The sequence below is a fragment of the Legionella santicrucis genome (assembly GCF_001468135.1).
Classification (GTDB): domain Bacteria; phylum Pseudomonadota; class Gammaproteobacteria; order Legionellales; family Legionellaceae; genus Legionella; species Legionella santicrucis.
Genome location: NZ_LNYU01000081.1, coordinates 257,062 through 280,502, shown reverse-complemented (window position 1 = coordinate 280,502; position 23,441 = coordinate 257,062). Strand labels below are relative to the sequence as shown.

Genomic DNA, 23,441 nt, shown 5'->3' with positions numbered 1-23,441 from the left:
CATATGAAAAAAATAGCAGTATTAGGTTGTGGTCATGGTGGTCAAGCACTGGCAGGGCATTTAAGTCTCATGGGACATGACGTATCTTTGTATGCCCATCCGCAACATCCAGGCGCTTTTCATGCCATTTACCAGCAAAAAGGCATTTACTTAACTGGTGAAATAGAGGGTTTTGCACCAATCCATGCGATGCATACTGATTTACAACCTTGTATAGAAAAAGCAGAGGTTATTCTTATGGCTTTGCCTGCTTTTGCATGCGATCAGTTAATGCCTGATTTATTACCCCATCTTCGTGCAGGCCAAATCATTGTTAATTTAGCAGGATATTTTTCCTCTGTTTTTGCCCATCAATTGATAGCCAATAGTTCCTACGAAAAAGAGATTAGATTAGCTGAGCTTACGTCTTTTCCTTACGCGTGTAGAGCAAATAATGAAGGCGGTGTACACATCGTCGCCACCAAACAATTTGTTGGTATTGCAAGTGTACCTAAAAATCAGATTCATGAAATAATCAAAGAATTATCAGATGTCATACCCTGCCCATTGCATGCCAAATCGAGTGTGCTTGAAGTGGGTCTTTATAATACAAGCGGTATTGGTCATACTCCAGCAATTTTGTTTAATGCAGCGAGAATTGGCAATCAAGATATGTTTTACTTTTATAATCAGGGGATTTCAGAAGAAACAGCGCAAGTATTGATGCGTTTAGATCAAGAGCGTTTGTCAATAGGCAGCAAGCTGGGATATACCATACCTTCTCATTATGAAGTCTTAAATAGGTATTATGGGCATCAATTTACATCCATTTATGATTATTTTAAAAACTCACCGATTCATAATTCCATTTCATTTTTTCCTGCGTCTACAAAAACTCGATATGTCCAAGAAGATGTGCCATTTATATTAGTTCCTTGGTATACCTTAGGCGAAAGTTTAGGTGTTGATGTTCGTGGCATTAAAACGATTATCGATGCAATGTCATTGCTGCATAATACGGATTATCTTGCAATGGGTAGAAAATTAAATCCTGAGATCATCACTGCTTATCAATAGCTACTATCCCGTATACATCGTGTTTATACGGGATAGCCATGCACTTGATTTATCCTTTTTTAAACATTCAAGGTTTAAAATCAAGTGCTATTTTTTGGTTACTAATATCAAATTTATCCAATACCTTTTTCACTGTACCCAATGGGAAACTTTGAGCATGAGCATGTATCTCATGAAAACTAATTGGCTTACCTTTTAATAGATCAGAAACAAATTCACTCGTGCCAAAAAATTTGACTCTCATGCTGTTTTCTTGCGCTTGTGCAAGTTCTTTTTTGAATAACTCCATACTAAATTTGGGTTTTTCCCCTGGATTCTCTAGTTTTTCTTGTTTTTGGCGTAGTAAAGTTGCATGCTCATTGGAAGTCACTAAATTTTGAGTAATGCTAAAATAGCCGTTCTTATCTGCTCTGTATGCACTTCCGAATTGATTAGGAAGACTTTTAAAACCATCCCATAATAATCCTTCGATGATGGTTTCTTCGGGTAGATTTTCAATAAAACTAAAAATTGCAAATTTATGATTTTCACTTACAGTGATAAGTCCGATAACCAATGGAGACGAGTCATAATCATCCTTTTTCTGCATTGCGAGTAAAAAGGTCTTTGCTTCTAAATTATAATTGATTGATGGAAATGTGTCTGTAAAATTTCTGAACTTTCTGATTGTAATATTAATACTGTCCTGGCTTTCGTTATATGATAAATTTTGAGCACTTGTGTAATAACCTTCTGGAAAATCAACCTCAAAACTGACGGAAGTGTCACGTCCATGACAATGAGTTCTTGTAGCAACTCCCATATTGAGAAAATCAGGGGGAATATAAACATAGACTCTGGTGTTACCATTTGTAAGATCTGATGCTAGCTCATTGGGGTTCAATGCAGAGTATCCTGCGTCATTATCCTTATTGGCTGAGTCTTTGGCACTATTAAAGAACCGTTTATAAACTTCCGGACGTAATTTTTCATTACGAGCAATCGATTGATCGTATAATGCTTTTTTATCAGGATCGGACAGAACCGTATATGCTTCATTCACTTTTTGAAATGCCTCAGTCCATTTTTCTTTTTCTGTTTGATGCTTATCTGGATGGACCTCTCTTGATTTGTTCTTATAAGCTTGCTTTAAATATTGACTATCATTAGCCTTGTCTTTGTCATCAAGACCAAGAATTTTATAATAATCTTTGTTTAAGTATTCTTTCATCACTTCTTCATTTGCAGCCATTATGAAACTCCAATTATTGAAATATCTTTTATTTTATAACTGGGGGGATTAATAATTTATTAGGGTAGCCTTGCAGTTTGAGCATAGGTCCAACATTAATTGCATCGACAAAAATTACTTATTCATGGGATTCAGGTTTTTTTCGCAGTACTTTTAGCGCACTTTGTTTGGATTTATCATCTAAGATTTTTTGTTGGGCGCGCCTTGAGCGCCTTTTCTTTTGGCGTTTTAATTTTTCAATTTTTTGCTGTTTTTGAGATTTTTCAAGGCTCAAAATCGCATTTAATTTTTCACAAAGCCGCATTCTTGCAAAATATCGATTGTCTTCACGGCTTCGTGATTCCTGGCATTTTATTTCCAAGCCAGAAGGTTCATGCTTTAAATAGACTGTTGAAGCTGTTTTATGCAGCTTCTGTCCTCCTTTGCCACTGCCCAATATAAATTTTTCGACGAGATCTGCTTCGCTAATGCTCAATCTCATCATTAACTCTGTTAACCTATCCCATTTTTCTTTGTTAATCATATTTTGAATGATTTATGGAGTTATTCATTCTTTTTTGAAGTCATCTGAGTTTGTTAAAAACTTATCTTCATGATCAATCACAAAAGCGGCAAAAATTCGAATGATTCGATCATCAATTTGTTCTGGATAGTGCACAGTGACACTCCAATTGTTGTCATGGAAATTTCGATTGAACTCGGCAATTGGGTGGGGATTATTTGTGGATGGTAAAATGACAAATCGGTCAAAGCTTGAATTGGCGTAGGCAAAGCCGATTGCAGTCGCTTTTCCTGATTCATCATATTCATAAATTGTGAATTTTGCTGATTCGAGTGTTGCTAAATTTCCGTCTATGAATCCAATTTGTACGCCACGAGTGTCATAAACATCAATTTCTTTAGCCCAATTGTATAAAGAGCCTAAGGAAATAATTCGTGTAATTCCGGTAGCTTGCCATCCATCTTTATTGGATAAATCATAATTTGTACGGATACGAAAAGCGCTTTTTTTTACTGAGCCAGGATAGGTTTCTCTTTGAGTTGACTTGATCTGATAAATTTCAGAAAGTTTATAAATATGTTTTGTAACGATGAAATCATAAGGATGATCTTCGTGAACGCCATAACTATGAGCAGTTGCAGACAGTGCAAATAGGAAAAACAAACATGACGCCAATAATTTTCGCATTTATAGCCCCCTTAGTTTAAATAATATTTGGAGATGCCAATACGGTCACCACATTGAAAAATGTAGTGTATAGTAAATCAAATTGATTAATTAATAAATTATTTTCAATGAGATGAGTTGTGCTGAAGCATTTCTTTTTAACTTATCTTCGATTACATAAATCTCTGTCTTGGCTCTATGTTGAGTTTCTCTTGCAGTTGTTCTAAAATAAACCATTTTTTATAAGGCTAATATTATATGTCTTTGGAGTCTTCAGTTCAAAAGGGTATTGCGGATTTTAGTTTAATTATTGGCAAAGGTTTAATTTATGGTGGAGGTGCTGGTCTATTAGTTATGGCTGTTGTAGGAACCATAGCTATTGATCTTGTATTACTGACATATGCCGAAAAGCATCATAATGATTTTATGACCGGATGGATTTTAGGAACTATGTTTTGGGGGCCAAGAGTTGAACCATTACCACTTCTTATTGTTTCTCCTATAACCTCATTGATTGCTGTAGGTTTATCTTTTGCTTTAGGTGTACCTCAAGTTGGTGTCGCGTTATTGGCTGGGTGGGCTTTAGCCGCTACTGTTTTTACTGTGGGTTGTGCTTTAGTTTCTTTATCGGAGTCCATTAATCTTGACCCTGAACATGATCCTGCTCCTCTTTTTGCTTGTTCTTGATTTATAAAACATTTCATAATGAATAAAGAAAAGGAGCGTTGTAAGCTGTAACATCTATTCCATAGCCCACTGAAATAGACTATTAGATGGTTATTGGCACTAAATTGATATGGTCAAATCCATTATACCATGTCACACTTAGAATAATCGATCGAGGGTTTGGGATTTTTACTTATGTATTTACTTTTTGATTTTGATGGAACGATAGTAAATAGTTATGACTGTGTTATTGAAACAACCAATTTATTGGCTGAACAATTTAATTTAAGAAAGATCGAGAAACATGAAATCGAACATCTACGCGATCTTTCATTTCTAGAAGTAAAAAGCTTTTTGGGAGTTCCCTTTTATAAAATACCTTCGTTAATACGAGAAATTAGACGGCATTTATTCGATCAAATGGTGAATATACAACCAGTTACCAATATTTCTACAGTATTAGAGACTTTTTATAAGTCTGGATGTTGTCTTGGTATCTTGACTTCTAATTCGATTGAAAATGTTCGTATTTGGTTGGAGATGAACCAAATTCACCACTTTTTTAGTTTTATCCATGATGAATCAAATCATTTCTCTAAACGTTCTTTGCTGAAAAGGACTTTAAAAAAGTATAAGATTGATAAAAATGAAGTTTTTTATATAGGGGATGAGGCTCGAGATATTGAGGCTGCAAAAAGGAATAATATTCCATCAATTGCAGTGACTTGGGGCTATAATTCCGAGAGAGTCTTATTACAGTATCAACCTACTTATCTTGTGAAACAACCTGAAGATCTACTCACTATATGCCTACAAAATCCAGAGATTTATGATTAGAAATTTATATTGTTTGGGATAGTGGCAATAAGACAGCTCATTTCTCTGTGATAAAAGGAATTATTGGTTACTTTGCCAATATAAATCCGTGCTTTCATTCTGACAATTCTCCAAGATACGAAATAACGTTTTTTAGTGAAAAGGCATTTTCATGCCTTTTATATCGAAGTTACATTGTTTCATTATTTTTAATAACCCTTAATGACATGAGTTTGGTTGACCTGTCTTATCACAGATAGGTGTATGGTGCTCAACACAAAATTGATGTGTGGTTATTTGACAAGGAGGGCTAGGCTCGCTTTGGAAAATGGTTGCTAAACATTCTCCTTGATTCTTAAAAATTAAAGCTGAGTCGCAATGCTTTGTTTGCGATAAAGGAGTACAAATGAGTTTATCGAAATCCAGACAATATGCGTTATTAGCTTCCCACTCATGATAAGGGATGCATGCGCAGTACCGGTAGATATCAGGAAAACAACCATTTTCATCAGGGCCACAGAGAAAATAACGGTTGTTGCAATAACATGGGATGATAATCATGACATATAGGATCATGAAGAGATTTATTTTTTTCATTGTTCTTATTCCTTTTAGTTGGACAGTTTGTTTCCGTTCTAGGATTATGATTTAACGGCAATTTCCTTATTCGTTAGTCGTTTTATCCTTGTTTTATTCGAGATGTAATATAATTTTATGTAGGCAAAAACTAGAATAGGCTTGATATGTAGATGAACTCTTGGTTTTTCATGAAAATATGATGAGGACATCTCAATAAAACTTTGTATTTTTAACATAAAACTAAAATAATTGGAATTATTTATATGATTCAATGGATTGCGTGTTAAAAATAGAATCATTTTATAAAACGTGTATTTGCATGATATTTTTAATTTGTTGGGAGAGCGTTGCAATTATATTGGTGTTTTATTCAAAACCTAATTGTCTCCATGCTTCATATAAAATGACAGCAACCGCGTTAGAAAGATTTAAGCTGCGATTATGTTCACGCATCGGGATATTAAGAGAGGTGAATTTTTGTGAAATTTCTTTGGGTAATCCCTTGGATTCTGGTCCGAATAAAAACATGTCTTCGGAGGCATATTGCACCTTCGAGTAACATTTTTCAGCTCTAGCACTGCACGCATAAATTGTTTTTTGCTGATGCTGCAGAATAAATGTTTCCCAATTTTCATATTGTGAAATGCAAGCCCATTCATGATAATCTAATCCCGCACGCCGTAATGCTTTTTCCTGTAATGAAAAACCTAGAGGATGTATTAAATGTAATTTTGCTCCAGTATTGGCACATAAGCGAATGATGTTTCCCGTATTTGGAGGGATTTCAGGTTGGTAAAGAGCAATATGAAACATAAGTTATTATTAAATAAAAAAATAGCAATGATATAATACTGTGTACACCTTGAAAAACCCTATTTTAATGAGTTCCAAGAGATAAAACGATTTGTTGCGATCCTATAAACCCGCTGGTATATTGCAAATGATGTAATTTTTCGAAACTCCCTAATGTGTACTATTCGCTCATGGATAAATCAACTTTATCATCAAAATCTATTATTTATTAAGATGATGACATTATGATAAAAACCACGATATCAAAACTTCCATTCATCATTGTGCACGGTCTAGCGAAATTTAATCCTCTTTTTTTTGTACTTTTTCTGATGGGAGTTTTTCTACAAGGGTGTTTATCACCGCGACAGAATCAACCATCGCTTCAAGTTCCTAAAAAATGGCCTCAGCAAACCACTCAAGTAAAAATGGATGATCGTATCGATCTGCCTGACATGGCATGGTGGCGACAATTGAATAACCCTGAATTAGATCAAATGATTCAACAAGCACTTCGTAATAATAATAGTATTCACATCGCCGCAGCTAATCTTCAATATGCACAAGCACAACTAAAGCAAGTCAAATTAAATTGGATCCCCGGAATGAATATCCTGTCTGGTTATAGCCAAATGCCTAATTTAGGAGATCCGGGCGCATTTGTGGCTTTATTTCCACAATATGTTCTCAATATTTTTCAGCAAATAAAGCAACAAAAAAGCGCTAAATATCAGGTCGAAGCAAGTTCTCATGCTCAAGATGGCATAAGGTTGGTCCTTATAGGTCAAGTATCAGCCAGTTATTTTACCCTTCTGGCACAGCGTGAAGCACAACAAATATATCAACGTTTATTACATGATGAAAATAAATTGATTTCATTATATCAAAGCCAATACCGTGCTGGTCTCATTTCGAAAGATAAAATAGATACATTAAGCAGTCAAATAAAACAAACACAATCACAATATGTTATTACACAGCACAATATTATTGTAAGTCAAAACACCTTACATTTTTTATTAAATCAAAATCCAGGAACTCTACCTTTTAAAGTTTCATTTAATCAATTGAACGATTTAATGATAGTCCCTGGGAATTTACCGGCAACAGTTCTAAAAAATCGTCCTGATGTACGTGAAGCAGAAGCAAAATTAAAGGCTGCCAATGTAGATATAGGAGTTGCGTGGGCTAATTTATTACCTTCTGTCCGCCTTGATTCACTCTTAGGCTTCAGTCAAATATCAAACGGAGCTTTTACTTTAAATGAAGCCTATATAAATACACCGGCGATTAATCCACCAGTCTTTGGGCTTATTCAAGCAAGTAAAGCACGATCACAAGCAATCTATTATGCGTACCTTGATACGGTAAAAAAGGCTTTGCAAGAAGTGGATAATGCTTTATCTGCTTATTCGGCGTATAGCGAACAATTACTCAAAAATCAATCTGGATTTTTGGATGAAAAAAAACGTTGTGCTTTGGTTGATTCTCGTTACCGTCGTGGTATTGTCAGTTTATCGGAGGTAGTGTCTTGTCAGATTAAGTTGGATTACTTCAAGTTGGTAATCAATCAAAATAAATTGGAAAAAATGCTAACGCTCGTTGTATTATTTCAAGATTTAGGTGGTGGCTATCATGGGGTTTGATTCGCAGAAATTACTCCGTTCGATGCGCTTATCTTTGGCCTATTTGATTATATTCTGGATAACTACTTATTTAGTTATTCCAGAGCCTGGCTGGTGTTATGTAACAGCATTATCTGTTCTATTTGAATATTCTACTGTAGGTGGAGTGCTTACGAAGAGTTTTTTACGTATAACGGCAACACTATCAGCGGTTATTTACAGCATTATCATTGTTTATTTTTTTGCAAATATTGCAATTCTAAATCTTATTGCCTTAATTGGGGGTATATTTATCTATGCATACTTTTTTATGGGAAGTAAATTTCAGTATGGAGGCTTTTTAGGAAATTTAACCCTAGTGATGATGCTTATTAATTACAACAACCTCGATGTAGTTGTATTGCGACCTTTTAATATCATTATTGGACTTATCATCGCTTTAAGTCTTATGCGGTATTTCTATCCGCAATATGCGCGCGATCTAGTCATCAGAACTCTAGCAGATATGCTTCTTCAGCTTATAAATATCTTGAATGATTTTCTGAATAAATCTCAATCAGTACAAACAATTAAAGATAATTTTCTTGTGCATGAAAATAAGTTTCTTACTGATCTCACGAATTTTAATCGTTTTAATGATGAAGCCCGATTTGAAACTCGAAAAGCCCCTTCATTTACCAGTAAGAATACGAGTGCTCTTGTCTATACAAAACGTATTTATCATTTAGTTAGTGTGCTTGTTTTTCATTTAGCAAATGATGAGTTACGATCTCATATCATTATCGATGATAATATTACTCAGGTACGCGATTATTTAAGCGTTTTGCGAGTAAGACTTCTTAATGTTGAACCTCCTGTATTACCACAATCAGCACCCTTAGTACTTAATAAAATAAAAAAAGATTCGTTAAAAGAAGATGATCCAGAGGTATTCCTGGATATTATGTTTGTCGAGCTGGGCAAGGAATTAGGACAATTAAACCAGATAATCGATGATGTTCTTTTAATTCGTTCGAATAAATATTGCTTAACATAGGGCTTACTCATGTTATCTAAGATTTCATTTAGGATATCTAAAATTAGAAATAATTTTCCAGTTAAAACGGTTCTTTGTGTTTTCATCGTGGTGTTAATTTTTTATTTTGTCTATTATTTTCCTTTCACTAATAATGCTTTTGTGGCTGCTAACATTCGTCCGGTTGCCGCAAATGTATCAGGTTATGTCACTGATATTTATGTAAAAAATGAAGAGTATGTTAAGCTTGGCCAGCCATTATTTACTGTATTTAAAAAACCTTATGAATTAGCCTATCAAAATTATAAGGCTAAGGTCGCTAGTGCAAAAGCACGATTAATTTCCTTACAAAAACAAGTTGAAATAACGCAACATAGTGTGCAAGCACAACGTGATGTTTATAAGAAAGTTGCATTTGAATACCAACATTATCAATTAGCGCTTAGAGACAGTGCTGTGCCTAAAGTTACCGTACATAATTTGTTACAAGAAAAAAATACAGCTTGGAGTACGTTAAAGGCATTAGAAAAAACGCTCGAAAAAGACAAACAAGATGTTATTGTTCAACGGATGAATATCAAGTCTTTAATCGCGCATATGCATAATGCTAAAGTAGATTTAGATGAAACAACAGTTTATGCAAAAAATAATGGTATTGTACAAAATATGTTTGTTGCATTAGGAGCACCTGTTGAAATACGAAAGCCACTATTTTCTTTCATTGATACGGATCACATGTTCATTCAGGCTAATTTTAATGAAACTGATTTACGAAATGTTAAAGCAGGCAATAAAGTTACAATTTATCCACGAATTTATTTTTGGAAAAAAACCTATCATGGCGTTATTATTTCTAAAAATTGGGCTGCGAGTCGTCAAGTAACCGATCCAAGAAGTCAAGAGCAAATTGTTACGAATAGTGAAAATAATTGGTTTTTATTACCACAACGTTTCCCAGTTCAAATTCTAATAACTGATTATGATCCCGAAAAATATCCGCTAAGTGTCGGATCTAGTGCGTATGTCTATATTCATAGTTAAAGCGGTCTATTTTAGTGTTATGTTGTCAATATGATTTGTAATCGAGCAAACCAATTTATGGGTTTCCGAGTTTTCCCTTAGCATAAGTTTTAAAATTGTTTTATTAGTACAATCAATCGAGCATATTTTATTGAATTAGGAGCGCTTTTATCATGAGATACATAGAAAATCGTACGTTCGATGAACTTAAAATTGGCGATTTCGCCAGTTTAAAACGAACACTTACTGAAAAGGATATCGAGCTATTTTCAATTATGTCGGGTGACGTTAATCCTGCTCATGTGGATGCTGAATATGCGAAAGATACTCGATTTCATAAAATTATTGCTCAAGGGATGTGGGGTGCCTCCCTCATCTCTACGGTGTTGGGAACCGAATTACCGGGTCCGGGAACGATTTATTTGGATCAATCACTTAAATTTACTGTACCAGTAGTTCCTGGTGACACGGTGACGGTTACTGTGACTGTATTGGAGAAAATAGCTGAAAAACATCGAATTAATTTGGACTGTAAATGTACCAATCAACATGGAGAAATAGTCATAGCAGGAATTGCAATGGTAATTGCGCCAACTCAAAAAGTGAAAAGAGAATGTGTTGAACTGCCTAAAGTAGTTTTTCAAGAATCTAAGGACTCATGGTATAAGCAGCTAATTAAAATGAAAAAAAATTATGAGCCCCTTAAAACAGTAGTGGTGCATCCAGTTGATGCGCTTTCACTTCGAGGCGCAATTGAGGCTGCAGAAGAACATTTAATCGTCCCCATACTTCTTGGTCCAGTCGAAAAAATCCAAAGTGCCGCGAAAGAGGCTAATATTAATCTTTCCTCCTATGAAATAGTAGCAACGAAACACAGTCATGAAGCAGCGGAAATTGCTGTTAAAATGATTAAGGAAGGGAAGGCAGAGGCGATTATGAAGGGAAAAATTCATACTGATGAATTAATGAGTCCTATAGTGGATAAAGAAAAAGGCCTGCGTACAGGGCGACGAATGAGCCATGTTTTTTCTTTAGAAACACCGAACTATTTTAAACCATTGTTTCTTACTGATGCTGCTATAAACATTCAACCCAATTTACAAATTAAAAAGGATATAGTGCAAAATGCAATTGATTTATTTTGTAGATTAGGTCTGGGACAGCCTAAGGTAGCAATCCTATCGGCAGTAGAGACAGTTAATGAGAAAATTCCTTCCACTTTAGATGCCACCGCATTATGTAAAATGGCAGAGCGAGGCCAAATTACCGGGGGAATTGTGGATGGACCACTTGCATTTGATAATGCAATTTCCATTGAATCAGCTCGAGAAAAAGGAATTTATTCCCAGGTTGCAGGTGATGCGGATATCCTTGTTGTACCCGATCTAGAGGCAGGTAATATGTTGTACAAACAAATGACTTTTTTGTCGGGTATTGAGGCAGCAGGCATTGTAATTGGAGCACGAGTTCCTATCATTTTGACGAGCCGAAGCAGTGACGGGAATTCTCGTAAAGCATCTTGTGCTATGGCATTAATATATGCACGAAATCAGGATATCATCAATGAATAAGCTTATTTTGGTGATTAATTCAGGTTCCTCAAGCATTAAATTTTCGCTTTTTACTTGTGATAAACAGTATTTGAATTTGTATTATCATGGCCAAATTCAAGATCTTTATGAGTCACCTCAAATTAATATTTTTGATGCAAGCCAAAATCAAGTACTGACTCAAGTGATTACTTCACAGGGTCATGAAGCAGGTTTAAAGATACTTTTTAACTGGTTAGATGATTTATCTGATTCCATTACGCTCGAAGCAGTAGGGCACCGAGTCGTGCATGGAGGGACATTTTTTTCCTATCCTACTTTGATTACTGATGATGTAATGCAAAAAATTGCAAGTTTAATACCATTGGCTCCTTTACATCAGCCCCATAATTTGGAGGCAATTAAAATCATTAAGCAGTTATATCCAGACTTAGCGCAGATTTCTTGTTTCGATACTACTTTTCACCGGACTCAAAAGAAATTAGCAACACTTTTTGCCCTGCCAAGATCATTAAGCGATGAAGGAATCCTACGATATGGGTTTCATGGATTATCTTATGAATACATAGCCTCAGTAATCACAGAGTATATTGGTGAAATAGGAAATAAACGTGTAATTATGGCTCATTTAGGTAATGGAGCAAGCATGTGCGCTATGCATCAAAGAAAAAGTGTAACTACGTCAATGGGGTTTACGGCATTGGATGGATTAATGATGGGAACTCGATGTGGGCGTATTGATCCTGGAGTGCTTTTATATTTATTGGAGCAAAAAAAGTACTCAACGGAACAAATAACTCATTTGCTCTACAATGAATCAGGTTTATTAGGTGTATCAGGGTTGAGTAATAATGTACGTGAATTATTAAAACATCTAGATGACGAACGTGTATTAGAGGCTATTCATTTATTTTGTTATCGTGCGGCTCTGGAAACAGGCTCATTATTAGTGGCTCTTGCTGGTTGTGATGCACTCGTATTTACAGCAGGGATTGGTGAACATGCTCCATTGATACGAAAAAAAATCAGTGAGCATTTAAGTTGGTTAGGAATTAAAATTAATGACGAAGCGAACAACAATAATGCAACAATTATTAGTGAAAAAGACAGTACCGTTTTAGTTGGTGTGATACCAACCAATGAAGAGTTGATGATTGCTCAGCATGTAAGATCTCACTTGAAAATTTAAAAATGACGCTAGAAATTTTTAAAAAAAACGGCATATTGTTTGTTTTTGTGCTAAATTAAACCGTTGTAATTAATTATTGAGGTTTTAGTATGTTTATTACTCGGTATGATTTGTTATTTATCGGCGGTTTTTTAATGTTATTCCAACTTTCAGCACACAGTCATGGACTCATAGAAAAGCCAATGTCGCGAGAATATTTCTGTGGCAAAACAACCCAACCACATCATATCGAACCTGGCAATAAACTCCCTTATGAAGAGTGTCGCCCTATTTTGACAAAAGAAGATGGGGGTTATAATCATGATGTCTATCAATTTATGAGTGTATTAAGTCATACTCGTGGCTATTATCAAAATGTTAATTTACCACAACATGTTTGTGGCTTTGATAGTGAAACATTTAAAGGAAAAGCCTCTCCTTGGGATGCTGCGATTGATTGGCCAACCAATAAAGGGATTAACAATCCTCAAGAATTTGTGTGGGATGTTTCTTATGGTCCTCACTTTAGTGATACGGAGCATTTTCGTTATTGGATCACTAAATCTGATTACCAATTTAATAAAAATGAACCTCTCAAATGGAGTGATTTTGAAACAGAGCCTTTCTGTGAGTATGGATGGGATGATAAAAATCCGCCTCAAGATAAAAATACTATTTGGGCCGATAAGGCAAATAATAAATTTCATATGATCTGCAATGTTCCAGAGCGTGCAGGCCATCATGTCATATACGCGGAATGGGGAAGGGACCAGAGCACCAATGAACGATTTCACTCTTGTATTGATGTTGCTATCTAATTGCTATTTATAATAAAAAAGGTAAATTTTTTTCTTGAATAACTTAAACATAAAGCATGTTTATATGTGGTAGGATTTGATTAGGGGCTGTTAAGCAGCCTCTAGTATAACCATTTGCAAAGGATGCTTTATGTTAGAAAAAAATTCATTATCTTTGATGCCTGAAATTCTTAATTGTCTGGAGGCTGGTTTTAGCCATTTACCTCCTTATATGCAAGAGGTAGATAGAGAATCGATACGGAACGTTTTACTCACAGTAGCTGAAAAAATGCGTGATAACTTTCCTTATCCTCATCCTCTATATGCGGGTCAAATGCTTAAGCCGCCACATCCTATTGCACGTTTAGCCTATACTCTTGCTTTGTGGATAAATCCTAATAATCATGCCATTGATGGAGGGAGAGCCAGTTCATACATGGAAAAACAAGCTGTTGCTCATATTGCACAGATGTTTGGTTGGCAAACACATTTAGGTCATCTCTGTAGTGGTGGAACAATGGCAAATTTAGAAGCGTTATGGATTGCCAGTAAACTTAATCCAGGTAAAAAAATTCTCGCCTCATCGCAAGCACATTATACACATCAGCGTCTTTGTTCTGTTTTAGGAATCCCTTTTGAGACAGTAGATGTTAATGATAAAGGACAAATGGACTTAGTCGATCTTGAAAATAAGTTGAAAGTCGGGGATGTAGGAACAGTAGTCATTACTTTGGGTACCACTAGCATTGGAGCGCTTGATCCGCTCACTGAAATTTTGAGGCTCAAATCGATTTATTCTTTTCGAATTCATGCGGATTGTGCCTATGGCGGTTATTTTACTCTATGTAGTAATTTAGCAGCTTCTGCAACAGAGCATTTTAATCATCTGATTGAGGTAGATTCTTTAGTAGTCGATCCCCATAAACATGGATTGCAACCTTATGGATGCGGATGCATTTTATTTAAAGATACGTCGGTAGGGCAGTTTTATAAACATGATTCTCCTTATACTTATTTTAGTTCCTCTGAACTACATCTTGGAGAGATTAGTTTAGAATGCTCAAGACCAGGTGCTTCTGCAGTAGCATTATGGGCAACGCATCAGCTTTTACCTTTAATACGAAATGCTCAATTTGCTATGGATTTGGAAAAGTCAAAACAGGCAGCATCGATGCTGTATCATAATCTTGCTCATCATCCTAAGTTTTTAGTGGCAATGCCTCCTGAGTTAGATATCGTTGTGTGGGCACCTAAAGCACCAAATGTCAAAGCGATATCAAATCTTAGCCAACAATTTTTTGATTTATCGGCACAATCAGATTTACATTTAGCATTAATCAGGTTACCAAAATCAATATTAAAATCGCATTGGGCGCTCCTGGAATGGGATGATGAATATGTCACACTTTTACGTTCTTGCTTGATGAAATCGGAACATTTAGATTGGATGGATGAAATTTGGGGCCGGTTAACGCATGTAATTGATTTAATGAATGTGTCTTAAAATTCAGAGTAATTATCTAGACTGCTAGGCCAATTATTAAAGGATTAAAAATGAAAATAGCGATTATTGAACCAATAGGTGTTACTAGCGATGAAATCCATTCTGAACTATTTAATCAGGCCATTACGGAATGTGATAGTCGCAATTGGTCTGATGAGCAATTAATCAATCATATCAAAGATGCTCATATTGTTGCGCTTACCAATCGCCCCTTGTCTGCAAAAGTGATTCATGCCGCAACTGAATTGAAATTTATTGCTGTTGCATTTGCAGGAATTGATCATATTGATATGGATGCTGTGAATCAGAGAAATATCTTAGTGAAAAATGCCGCCGGATATGCAAATACTGCGGTTGCGGAGCTTGTGTTTGGGCTTATGATCTCTTTAGCACGCGATATTCCTGGTAATAATCAGAAAGTGAGGCAAAAAGCTACGACAAATACAGGTATTGAATTAAAAAATAAAACCTTAGGTATTGTAGGGTTAGGAGCGATTGGGTCAGAAGTCAAAAGACTTGCTGAAGCATTTCAAATGAAAACAGTAGATTATGGTAAAAATTCGCAATTAACTTTAGAAAATTTATTTTCACAATCGGATTTTATAACGTTACATGTTCCTCTTGTTAATGCAACCCGAGGAATGGTTGATTTAAAACTTTTATCTAAAATGAAAAAAACTGCTTATTTAATTAATTGTGCCAGAGGTCCTATTGTAGTAAGTAGTGATCTCAAACAAGCGTTAGAACAACAATTAATTGCTGGTGCAGCATTAGATGTATTTGATATGGAACCGCCATTACCCAGTGACTATAACCTTTTTGAGGCTCCTAATCTGATAGCTACCCCACATATAGGTTTTAATACTCAGGAAGCACTTAGATCAAAAGGGTTATTAACATTAAAAAATATTCAAGAATTTCTCAATATAAATACCCGAGACTAATCATTTTAAAGTGGATAAAGGCAGCCTGTGGTATCTAAACTCGTTACACAGGCTCACTTTACCTGAGCGTAATTATTTTTCGCCTTGTACCACATAAACAGAAAAAATAAACCAATACTCACCGGCAAACTTCTCTTGACATTCTTGCGCATAAACTTTCACTAAAGACTCATTAATAAGGTTTATTTGTTCATTAGGGACTTGGCCTTGAAAAAAAGCAATACCATTTACAAAATTACGAAAAATATCCAAACTAGGTAAACGAATTTGATGCTTGAGTCGTTCAAGTTTGATGTGTTTAAAAGGGAGTTTTTGTATTTTTTCTTCTAAGTGTCGGAAATGCTGATAATCTACAGGCGGTTTAAATTCGTTGAGATAAGAAAATTGGTTCGATTCTTTTACTTTATAATAGCTGAGAATAAAGGGATCATCGCCAGAAGGGAAGAGAGCGAATATTTTTCCGTTCGTCTTTAATGCTTTGTGAATATTGAGGAATGCTTTTTCTATAGCGAATGCACACCATTGTAAGCACCAAAAGGAGACAATATAGTGAAACTCATTGGTAAATGTTAGGGTTAATGCATCAGCATGTTGCAGTTTAGCATTAGGGTAATCAGCAAACTCTTCTCTTGCTAATGCCAACATATTTTCTGAAGCGTCTATGCCTAAAAAATGGTTTTGAGGAAATTTATTCAAAATTTTTCGACTAAATGATCCATTGCCACATCCAATATCTAAAACATAATCTGTTGGTTGTATGTCTAAATATTTTAAATAGTTACTTGCTACACTTGCTTGAATATAGGAGCCAATTGCATAATCATGAGCTGGCCACTCTTGTGTTGGCATTTGATATCCTTTCTTTTGACTGGCTTATGAGCATTAATAAACGATGCACTATCTTTAAAGAAAAAGCAAATTTCACCTCACAGCTTTAAATTCTTTTAGGAGTTAGTGCAGCCGCTAAGTTGGCCATTATTACAAGTACACCAGCTGCCACCACCGCAACTTAAACAATGGGACTTATCAATATTGCAATAGTCACCACCAGTAGAGTTTCCTTCATCCCAACTACAAAAAACTACATTCGAACCTGTATGCTCTTTACAATAAGAACTTTGTTGTGGTCCGGAAGTGCACTGAGGTGAGGCGGCTGAAGGGGCATTTACGTTATTCTGTCGTGTATAACCATCTCTTTGGCAGGCAGGTAATGGTCCTGAAACAGCTAAATTTTTAACGTGATCAGTCCAGGAGGCTGTGGGTTTCGCACAATCCATCATACGAGTCATAGCGCAAGCAATTGAGTATTTATCTCCCAGGTTACAGGGTTTAAAAAGCAATAATTCATAATTAGATGGATCATCTTTACGTTTAAATCCTGTGAGTTGAGTGAGTTCATCAGGACATTTTACTCGCTCTGGTACATATTTAAATTTATAATTTAAACCGCTCTCGCCTCTATATTTATTGTCAAAGCCATATTTACATAACATTTGCAGATTATTCGTTTGACCATTGCTACTTACTACCGTTGGATATTCTGGCAAATTACTGCAATCAATTTCATTTTGAATGCCACCGTATACAAGACCCCATTGAAATTTATTTCCGGAATACATGCTAATGTTGGGATCCCCTGCACAGGCATTGAAGGCTCCCATCCCACCAGCGCCCATTTGTAAATCAAATTGATTAGGATTGGTCATGTCATATCCTGTATTTACTACTTGTGCTATGATATCTTTTTGACTCTCTGTAAATACTAACCGAAAGCAACTCCCTAAATGCTTATCTGTGCCAACTTGATCACCTTCTCCCATAAATGTACCGACACCAAAATTTACATCCTGCCCAGTCTTATTTTTGAAGTCTTGTTCTGCTTTTTCCATTTGTGTGCTGCCTAAGGTCCAATCCATACATGCATAAGCACAGGAGTTATTTTCAAGTTCAGCAGAAGAAGTATTTTGTGAAAAAAAGGATAAAACCATTAGGAGACCAAATCCTGTTTTAAATCTGCTAGGCAAACTTATCGAAGCTATTTTCATTTAGATCTCCTTAATAATGAAAATTGCGTTATTTATGAAAGTATAGAATAGTTTTAAGCGATTAAACTGCTTGGAAATCATCGAGATTTTAGGTAAATCACAACATACAGGATTGTGTAAACTGGATAGAGCTTTTAATTGGAATCAATAGAAAAATATTGTATCTTATCTATAAAGCATCATGTAATTCATGATTTTATAAATTTTATCAATGAATGTGATAATGGACAAACAGTATTGGTTCAAATGGGTAACTGAACTGCAGGGACTTTGCCAAGCGGGCCTAGCTTATTCGAAGAATAGCTACGACATCGAACGGTTTCAGCGAATTGAGCAAATTGCGGCACAAATGGCTGCTTACTGTTCCTCACAATCGGCCCATATTATCCAAGAGCATTTTCAAGTAGAAAAAGGCTATCCTACACCCAAAGTAGATGTTCGCGCAGTTATTCTCCAGAATGAAAAGATATTATTAGTCAAAGAAAGATCAGATGATCTTTGGTCTTTGCCAGGCGGTTGGATCGATGTATCTGAATCACCTTCAGAGGCAATTATTCGTGAAGTTCGCGAAGAGGCGGGTTATGAGGTCAAAATTATAAAGTTACTGGCTGTTTGGGATAAATTAAAGCACAATCATCCACCACAATGGCCGCATACTTATAAATTATTTTTTTACGCCCAAATTCTATCCGGAAACTTTGAGCCTAACACAGAAATCCTTGATTTGGATTATTTTCCTCTCCATCAACTTCCTGAGCTATCCATCCATAGGGTTACACAAAAGCAATTAGAGCGTTTGTATCAACTCATTATCAATCCTACTGACACGCAATATGATTAAGCACCGTACAGCCTATTATTATGTAAACCTAATAAAATAATTCAAAGTAAAGTTTATAAATTTAGTAAGCGTAGAAATAGACCTTGATTACGCTATGCTCCATCAAGACCAATAAATTGCAGTGGATGGTTTATTTGTGTTTTGCACTTATCTACAATTTCTGGCAATATCTGGCCTCTGTTGAGGATTAAGGAAGATCGTGTTGTTTATAAATCTAAATTCCCACTATTTTAGATACCTATTAGGGAGCATATTATTCTCTTTCTGTTACATTATTACTGCCGGAACTCCTAATATAAAAGAAAAAAATACTTCGCAATATGGTCATGTAATAGCTAGCCAAGATGGATTTGGCTTCATTTCAAATGATAACCAAAACAAATTATTTCTGCATGGTCTTTATCAATTTGACCAAGATGCTTTTTTCAATGTAAAGGGATTAACTATAAATAATGGTGCCTCAAGTACAGAGATGATTAACCAAGATAATATTGATCGATTTTGGATGAGGCGTGTACGCCCCGTTTTTAATGGTACTTTTTTGAAATATAATGATTTCTTATTTACTCCGGATTTTGGTCAAGGCCAAACTCGCTTATTTGATGCCATTATTGATTTGCATTATTTTAAAGTATTTAGTTTAAGAGCAGGAAAACAAAGAAGTCTTTTAGCAGGATTTGATCGATTGAGGGGGGCCTCTACGAACAATACAGTAGAACGTGGCTATGCAACGATGATGGGGCCAAATAGAGAATATGGTTTCGTATTCTATGGATCTTTGGGGCCAAAGCGAAAAACAGATCGGTCTCCTTATAAGTATAAATACAATAGATTCAATGACTGGTTTTCTTATGAACTTGGGGTATTAACAGGCACTTTTGATAATAGCAACCCCGGTTTAAATCCTGTTTCGCCCACTACTTTTAATTCAGAGACAGCAACTTTAGCGAATAAAGCATTTGAGGTTCGATTATTCACTAATCCTTTTTTAAACAGTTCAGTGCCGTTTTTAAGAAATTTAGGACTTGGTATCGCGGGCAGTACAGAAGATGTAAACAATCAACGCAATCCACCAGCTTTAGTTTCTGTTGGTCAAAATCCAATTTTCTTTTATGAAATGAATGTAAATGGGAATGGCCCAAGAAAACGGCTGCATCCTCAAGCTTTTTGGTTCCTCGGCCCTTTTGGAGTATTTGGGGAGTGGACACAAACTCAGCAAACATTGTCTAAAGGACTGGTTTTCTCCAATGCGGATGATCTTCAATTCGCTACGGTGACGAACCATGCGGCAGAAGTTCAAGTTGTTTATAATTTGACTCAAGAATCTTTTACATTCGGATCATTAAATCCTAATCGTAATTTCTCTCCTCGGGAGAAGGGCTCATTGGGGGCATTTCAATTAATAGCTAGGTGGTCACAATTAGCGATGGACAATCATATTTTTAATTCTTTTACTACAGAGGGAGAGCAAACGAATTACACTTTTGCTGATCCTAGGTTATCCGTACAAAAAGCTAATACCTGGGGAATAGGGATTAATTGGTTTTTTAATAGAAATATAGTCATTATGACAGAATATGATCAAACTAATTTTATTGGAGGTTGTTCAACAGGAGCATTAAATGCCCCTGATACTCCTGGATGCTTAACTGCCGGTACCTATGCAACTGCGTCAACAAGTAAAGTGAGAAACCGTCCCAATGAGCGTGTGATTATGCAACGGTTTCAATTATCTTTTTAAGAAACTTATATGGCCTTTACCAATATTCTCAAAGGATTTTTCACGGTTTTTGTTAAAAGAGTTAGATTGAATAATAACGATGAGATTTAACTATGTTTATAAATAAGCAACTAATTTTAGATAATAAAAATATTTTTGAAATACCCAAAGAAGTTGAAAGTATGACTTTTTTGAGACATATAAGTGCTTACAACAATAATTTAGATTCACTGCCAGACTATTTATAGAATTTTGTTAATTTAGAACGATTGAATATTTCAGCAAATCAATTTAAGACGCTCTCTGAGAAAATTGCAAAGCTTATTAATTTAAGGACTCTAGATATGAACGGAAATTACCTTACTAGTTTACCGGATACATTAGATCAAATTCCCTTAGATGAATATCTTTACATAGCTGACAATTGTTTTGAAGAGCTTCCGGATGTAATTTGTAAGTTGTCACAGTTAAAATATTTGAATTGCTCTGGAAATCAACTTACCAAATTTCAAGACGAGATTGGCAATATGCAATCATTGATTGAGCTAAGAGCCTATAACAACAAACTGACTTATCTTCCCGAAACGATAGTAAATCTTACTTTGATTAGAGAGTTGCATTTAATGAAGAATCAATTGAAGAGACTTCCAGCTGAAATTGGAAAACTTAATATGCTCCGTATCCTTGATTGTTCAGATAATGAATTGGAAGTTATTCCTGAAAGTGTGGGATTTTTAAAGAATTTAAAGATACTGAACCTAAGAAATAATCATATTAAGAAAATTCCGGAACAGGTGGGTCATCTTGAAAACCTTTTATATTTAGATCTTCGCAATAATGATTTATCAGAATTGCCTACGTCATTATTGCAACTAAAGTATTTAGAAAAAATTGATTTACGTTGTAACCATAAACTTATGTCTATGCCATGGTTAGATGAGTTAAGGAAAATTGGTTGTAACATTCTCATGTAAAACCTATTTTTTGAATTAATTAGAGAATTCTATGATGATGCAGGTATTCGCTTTATTTTTATTGGAATGCCAGGCATTGAAAAAATTATTGAATACTACCCTCAACTATACTCAAGGTTGGATTTTGTTCATCAATTCAAAATCTTGGTAAAAGCGAAATAGAAGTTATTATTGCAAATCAATTTTCTAAATTAGGCCTTATAATCGAGGAGGTTCACATCCCCTAGCTTGAAATAAGCCTAGGGGATCGAGTATTTGCGAAAAAGCTCTGAATAGTTTCTAGAACCTTAATAAATTTTTTGACGAGGAATCTAAATTCGAATTTCTTTGAGGATTATTTCCTAAAAAACCAATTCTATTCATGGTTTGTACATCTCTAAAACTAACAACGGTATCATCTATATGCTTTGCAAGTTGTTGGGATTCTATTTCTTCATAGATTTTCTGGTCTTTATTTCTTAAATCTGATTTACCTAAATGATATTGTTTTTTCCATTCTTCTTTATTTACAACCATATCTTCAATAAAAGCACGTTTCAAATCTTCATGCAAAGCAGATTTTAAAGAAGTATCATAAAATAAATCACCAAAGGATTCCGCATTCGGTGATCGATATTCAGGATCAAAGATTGTATCTATCTCAGGGGGATAGGAGCGAATTAATTCACCATCTACCAAAATATCATCAACTGGACGACTACTAGAATTCAGTTTATTTTTGGGATGGTTTTTTGCTATCCATGCTAGCCGCATTCTGGCTTTAGCGACATTCTCTGACATTGCTATTTCGCGCATTGCATGATACACATCATGAATGGCACCAGCAAAGGCTGTTTCTGATGGATGGCCATCAATTTTTGTTCTAAATCCGCCCCGCTCATTTTGATATCTACTTGTTATTCTTCTTTCTGGCATATACATAGCCATAGCAATTTTTCCGAAAGATTTTAAATCAGCGTAATGTTCAGGGTCAATATAACCATAAGTGGGAATTAATTCTACGGGATTTCTACCTAAAGTCTTTGCTTTTGCATTGATGGCAGCCTGAAACATGCTAAAGCTTGGCACAAGCATTATTTTTTCTGTTACTAATCCATCTTTGGAATCAACAAGCCAATCCAATACACGCATGCACTTTAATACTTTTTGTATATTGGCAATAATACTGGACCAACACCCCTCTTCAGGAGCGACCAGAACATGAAAAAATTGCTCTGTAGAAGGAGCTTTGTTCATTTCTTCACAAAAATGACTCCATTCGGAGTTATTAAAATTGAAAAAACGTTGCATTAATGGTTTTCGCATTTGCCATGGCATATCAGATACTGACATACCAGTTTTGGGTAGAATCATCGCGTTATAAATATATCTTTTAACCGAAGTAGGTATCCCTTGTAGATTCGCTAAGGAAAACAGATTAAATGTTCTTGTGAGTTCATCATCATCCACATATTTATGAATAAAATATATCATGGGATTTACATATAAAGTACGAATTTCTGAATCAATAATATGGAGTGTTGCTAATTGATTTACCGATATTTTGTTCTCTTTTAAATTCCTTAATGCTGCCAAAAATAAAATTCGTGACTCCTCAAGATTTAAACCCACCATTTCATTTTTTGAAAGCTCTTTGCAGAGTAATCGAGCTCGTTCAATAACCACATTACTATCCAATTCAGTAATAATATATTCCCGTTCTTCTGCTGGAAGAGAACGCATTAATTCATCATAAGGAGCAATATCTAACTTATCTACAGTTGAAATGTTTTGAAGAGACTTTTCCTGTTTTTCCTGTAGATCTGCTTCTATTTTTTTTTCTCATTAAATACTCCTCGTGTTTCAATCAATAAATTTTTATACTTCGTCATTATGAGCATTTTTTATATCAAAGATAACTGTTGAAATTTACTAGGTAAGTAAAACATAT

General features: G+C 35.2%; 22 protein-coding genes. 14 read left to right on the top strand and 8 right to left on the bottom strand.

Annotated elements, in window-relative coordinates:
- Window positions 1–3 precede the first annotated feature (3 nt).
- The gene (locus tag Lsan_RS14815) at window positions 4–1,056 is read left to right on the top strand and encodes an NAD/NADP-dependent octopine/nopaline dehydrogenase family protein (RefSeq protein ID WP_237762149.1); all 1,053 of its coding nucleotides are present in this window, start codon (window positions 4–6) and stop codon (window positions 1,054–1,056) included.
- Window positions 1,057–1,123: 67 nt separating this feature from the next.
- Here the strand turns inward: Lsan_RS14815 and Lsan_RS14810 are convergent, their stop codons facing one another.
- From Lsan_RS14810 to Lsan_RS14800, 3 genes are all read right to left on the bottom strand, one after another.
- The gene (locus Lsan_RS14810) at window positions 1,124–2,287 is read right to left on the bottom strand and encodes a J domain-containing protein (protein ID WP_058514909.1); all 1,164 of its coding nucleotides are present in this window, start codon (window positions 2,285–2,287) and stop codon (window positions 1,124–1,126) included.
- 118 nt (window positions 2,288–2,405) lie between these two features.
- Window positions 2,406–2,810: a peptide chain release factor family protein gene (locus Lsan_RS14805; protein WP_058514908.1), complete on the bottom strand. Its 405-nt coding sequence runs from the start codon at window positions 2,808–2,810 to the stop codon at window positions 2,406–2,408.
- A 24-nt stretch (window positions 2,811–2,834) separates the two neighbouring features.
- On the bottom strand, window positions 2,835–3,476 hold the full coding sequence (locus tag Lsan_RS14800) for a hypothetical protein (RefSeq protein WP_058514907.1): 642 nt from the start codon (window positions 3,474–3,476) through the stop codon (window positions 2,835–2,837).
- A 237-nt stretch (window positions 3,477–3,713) separates the two neighbouring features.
- Here Lsan_RS14800 and Lsan_RS14795 point away from each other — a divergent pair, with 237 nt between their 5' ends.
- Both Lsan_RS14795 and Lsan_RS14790 read left to right on the top strand, forming a co-directional pair.
- On the top strand, window positions 3,714–4,142 hold the full coding sequence (locus tag Lsan_RS14795; RefSeq protein WP_058514906.1) for a hypothetical protein: 429 nt from the start codon (window positions 3,714–3,716) through the stop codon (window positions 4,140–4,142).
- A gap of 174 nt (window positions 4,143–4,316) precedes the next feature.
- A complete protein-coding gene (locus Lsan_RS14790) occupies window positions 4,317–4,958 on the top strand; it encodes an HAD hydrolase-like protein (protein ID WP_058514905.1) in 642 nt (213 codons plus the stop codon).
- Window positions 4,959–5,156: 198 nt separating this feature from the next.
- On the opposite strand, the gene Lsan_RS14785 is transcribed toward Lsan_RS14790, so the two are convergent.
- Complete coding sequence (locus Lsan_RS14785; RefSeq protein WP_058514904.1) at window positions 5,157–5,534, bottom strand: hypothetical protein; 378 nt, start codon at window positions 5,532–5,534, stop codon at window positions 5,157–5,159.
- 348 nt (window positions 5,535–5,882) lie between these two features.
- Window positions 5,883–6,329: a tRNA (cytidine(34)-2'-O)-methyltransferase gene (locus Lsan_RS14780; protein WP_058514903.1), complete on the bottom strand. Its 447-nt coding sequence runs from the start codon at window positions 6,327–6,329 to the stop codon at window positions 5,883–5,885.
- Between the two features lie 224 nt (window positions 6,330–6,553).
- Here Lsan_RS14780 and Lsan_RS14775 point away from each other — a divergent pair, with 224 nt between their 5' ends.
- From Lsan_RS14775 to Lsan_RS14740, 8 genes are all read left to right on the top strand, one after another.
- Window positions 6,554–7,954 carry a TolC family protein gene (locus Lsan_RS14775; RefSeq protein ID WP_058514902.1) on the top strand — a complete coding sequence of 467 codons (1,401 nt, stop codon included), beginning with the start codon at window positions 6,554–6,556 and terminating at the stop codon, window positions 7,952–7,954.
- Window positions 7,944–8,969 carry an FUSC family protein gene (locus tag Lsan_RS14770; protein ID WP_058514901.1) on the top strand — a complete coding sequence of 342 codons (1,026 nt, stop codon included), beginning with the start codon at window positions 7,944–7,946 and terminating at the stop codon, window positions 8,967–8,969. The genes Lsan_RS14775 and Lsan_RS14770 overlap by 11 nt, the downstream gene beginning before the upstream one ends.
- A gap of 9 nt (window positions 8,970–8,978) precedes the next feature.
- Window positions 8,979–9,989 (top strand): HlyD family secretion protein, encoded by a 1,011-nt coding sequence (locus Lsan_RS14765; protein ID WP_058514900.1) that lies wholly within the window; start codon window positions 8,979–8,981, stop codon window positions 9,987–9,989.
- Window positions 9,990–10,141: 152 nt separating this feature from the next.
- Window positions 10,142–11,539, top strand: a complete 1,398-nt coding sequence (locus Lsan_RS14760; protein WP_058514899.1) for a bifunctional enoyl-CoA hydratase/phosphate acetyltransferase — start codon at window positions 10,142–10,144, stop codon at window positions 11,537–11,539.
- On the top strand, window positions 11,532–12,707 hold the full coding sequence (locus tag Lsan_RS14755) for an acetate/propionate family kinase (protein WP_058514898.1): 1,176 nt from the start codon (window positions 11,532–11,534) through the stop codon (window positions 12,705–12,707). The genes Lsan_RS14760 and Lsan_RS14755 overlap by 8 nt, the downstream gene beginning before the upstream one ends.
- An 89-nt stretch (window positions 12,708–12,796) precedes the next feature.
- Complete coding sequence (locus Lsan_RS14750; RefSeq protein ID WP_058514897.1) at window positions 12,797–13,504, top strand: lytic polysaccharide monooxygenase; 708 nt, start codon at window positions 12,797–12,799, stop codon at window positions 13,502–13,504.
- A 130-nt stretch (window positions 13,505–13,634) separates the two neighbouring features.
- Window positions 13,635–14,987 (top strand): pyridoxal phosphate-dependent decarboxylase family protein, encoded by a 1,353-nt coding sequence (locus Lsan_RS14745; RefSeq protein WP_058514896.1) that lies wholly within the window; start codon window positions 13,635–13,637, stop codon window positions 14,985–14,987.
- Between the two features lie 50 nt (window positions 14,988–15,037).
- Complete coding sequence (locus Lsan_RS14740; protein WP_058514895.1) at window positions 15,038–15,931, top strand: NAD(P)-dependent oxidoreductase; 894 nt, start codon at window positions 15,038–15,040, stop codon at window positions 15,929–15,931.
- A gap of 72 nt (window positions 15,932–16,003) precedes the next feature.
- Here Lsan_RS14740 and Lsan_RS14735 read toward each other — a convergent pair whose 3' ends face one another.
- Both Lsan_RS14735 and Lsan_RS14730 read right to left on the bottom strand, forming a co-directional pair.
- Window positions 16,004–16,780, bottom strand: coding sequence for a class I SAM-dependent methyltransferase (locus Lsan_RS14735; RefSeq protein ID WP_058514894.1), 777 nt, complete (start codon window positions 16,778–16,780; stop codon window positions 16,004–16,006).
- 95 nt (window positions 16,781–16,875) lie between these two features.
- Window positions 16,876–17,976: an endoglucanase gene (locus Lsan_RS14730; RefSeq protein ID WP_058514893.1), complete on the bottom strand. Its 1,101-nt coding sequence runs from the start codon at window positions 17,974–17,976 to the stop codon at window positions 16,876–16,878.
- A 223-nt stretch (window positions 17,977–18,199) separates the two neighbouring features.
- On the opposite strand from Lsan_RS14730, the gene Lsan_RS14725 reads away from it, so the two are divergent.
- The 3 genes from Lsan_RS14725 (at window position 18,200) to Lsan_RS14715 (ending at window position 21,511) form a co-directional block, all read left to right on the top strand.
- Window positions 18,200–18,817, top strand: coding sequence for an NUDIX hydrolase (locus Lsan_RS14725; protein ID WP_058514892.1), 618 nt, complete (start codon window positions 18,200–18,202; stop codon window positions 18,815–18,817).
- Between the two features lie 202 nt (window positions 18,818–19,019).
- Complete coding sequence (locus tag Lsan_RS14720) at window positions 19,020–20,558, top strand: porin (protein ID WP_058514891.1); 1,539 nt, start codon at window positions 19,020–19,022, stop codon at window positions 20,556–20,558.
- Between the two features lie 248 nt (window positions 20,559–20,806).
- Complete coding sequence (locus Lsan_RS14715; RefSeq protein WP_133134312.1) at window positions 20,807–21,511, top strand: leucine-rich repeat domain-containing protein; 705 nt, start codon at window positions 20,807–20,809, stop codon at window positions 21,509–21,511.
- Between the two features lie 279 nt (window positions 21,512–21,790).
- On the opposite strand, the gene Lsan_RS14710 is transcribed toward Lsan_RS14715, so the two are convergent.
- On the bottom strand, window positions 21,791–23,233 hold the full coding sequence (locus Lsan_RS14710) for a hypothetical protein (protein WP_058514889.1): 1,443 nt from the start codon (window positions 23,231–23,233) through the stop codon (window positions 21,791–21,793).
- Window positions 23,234–23,441: the final 208 nt, after the last annotated feature.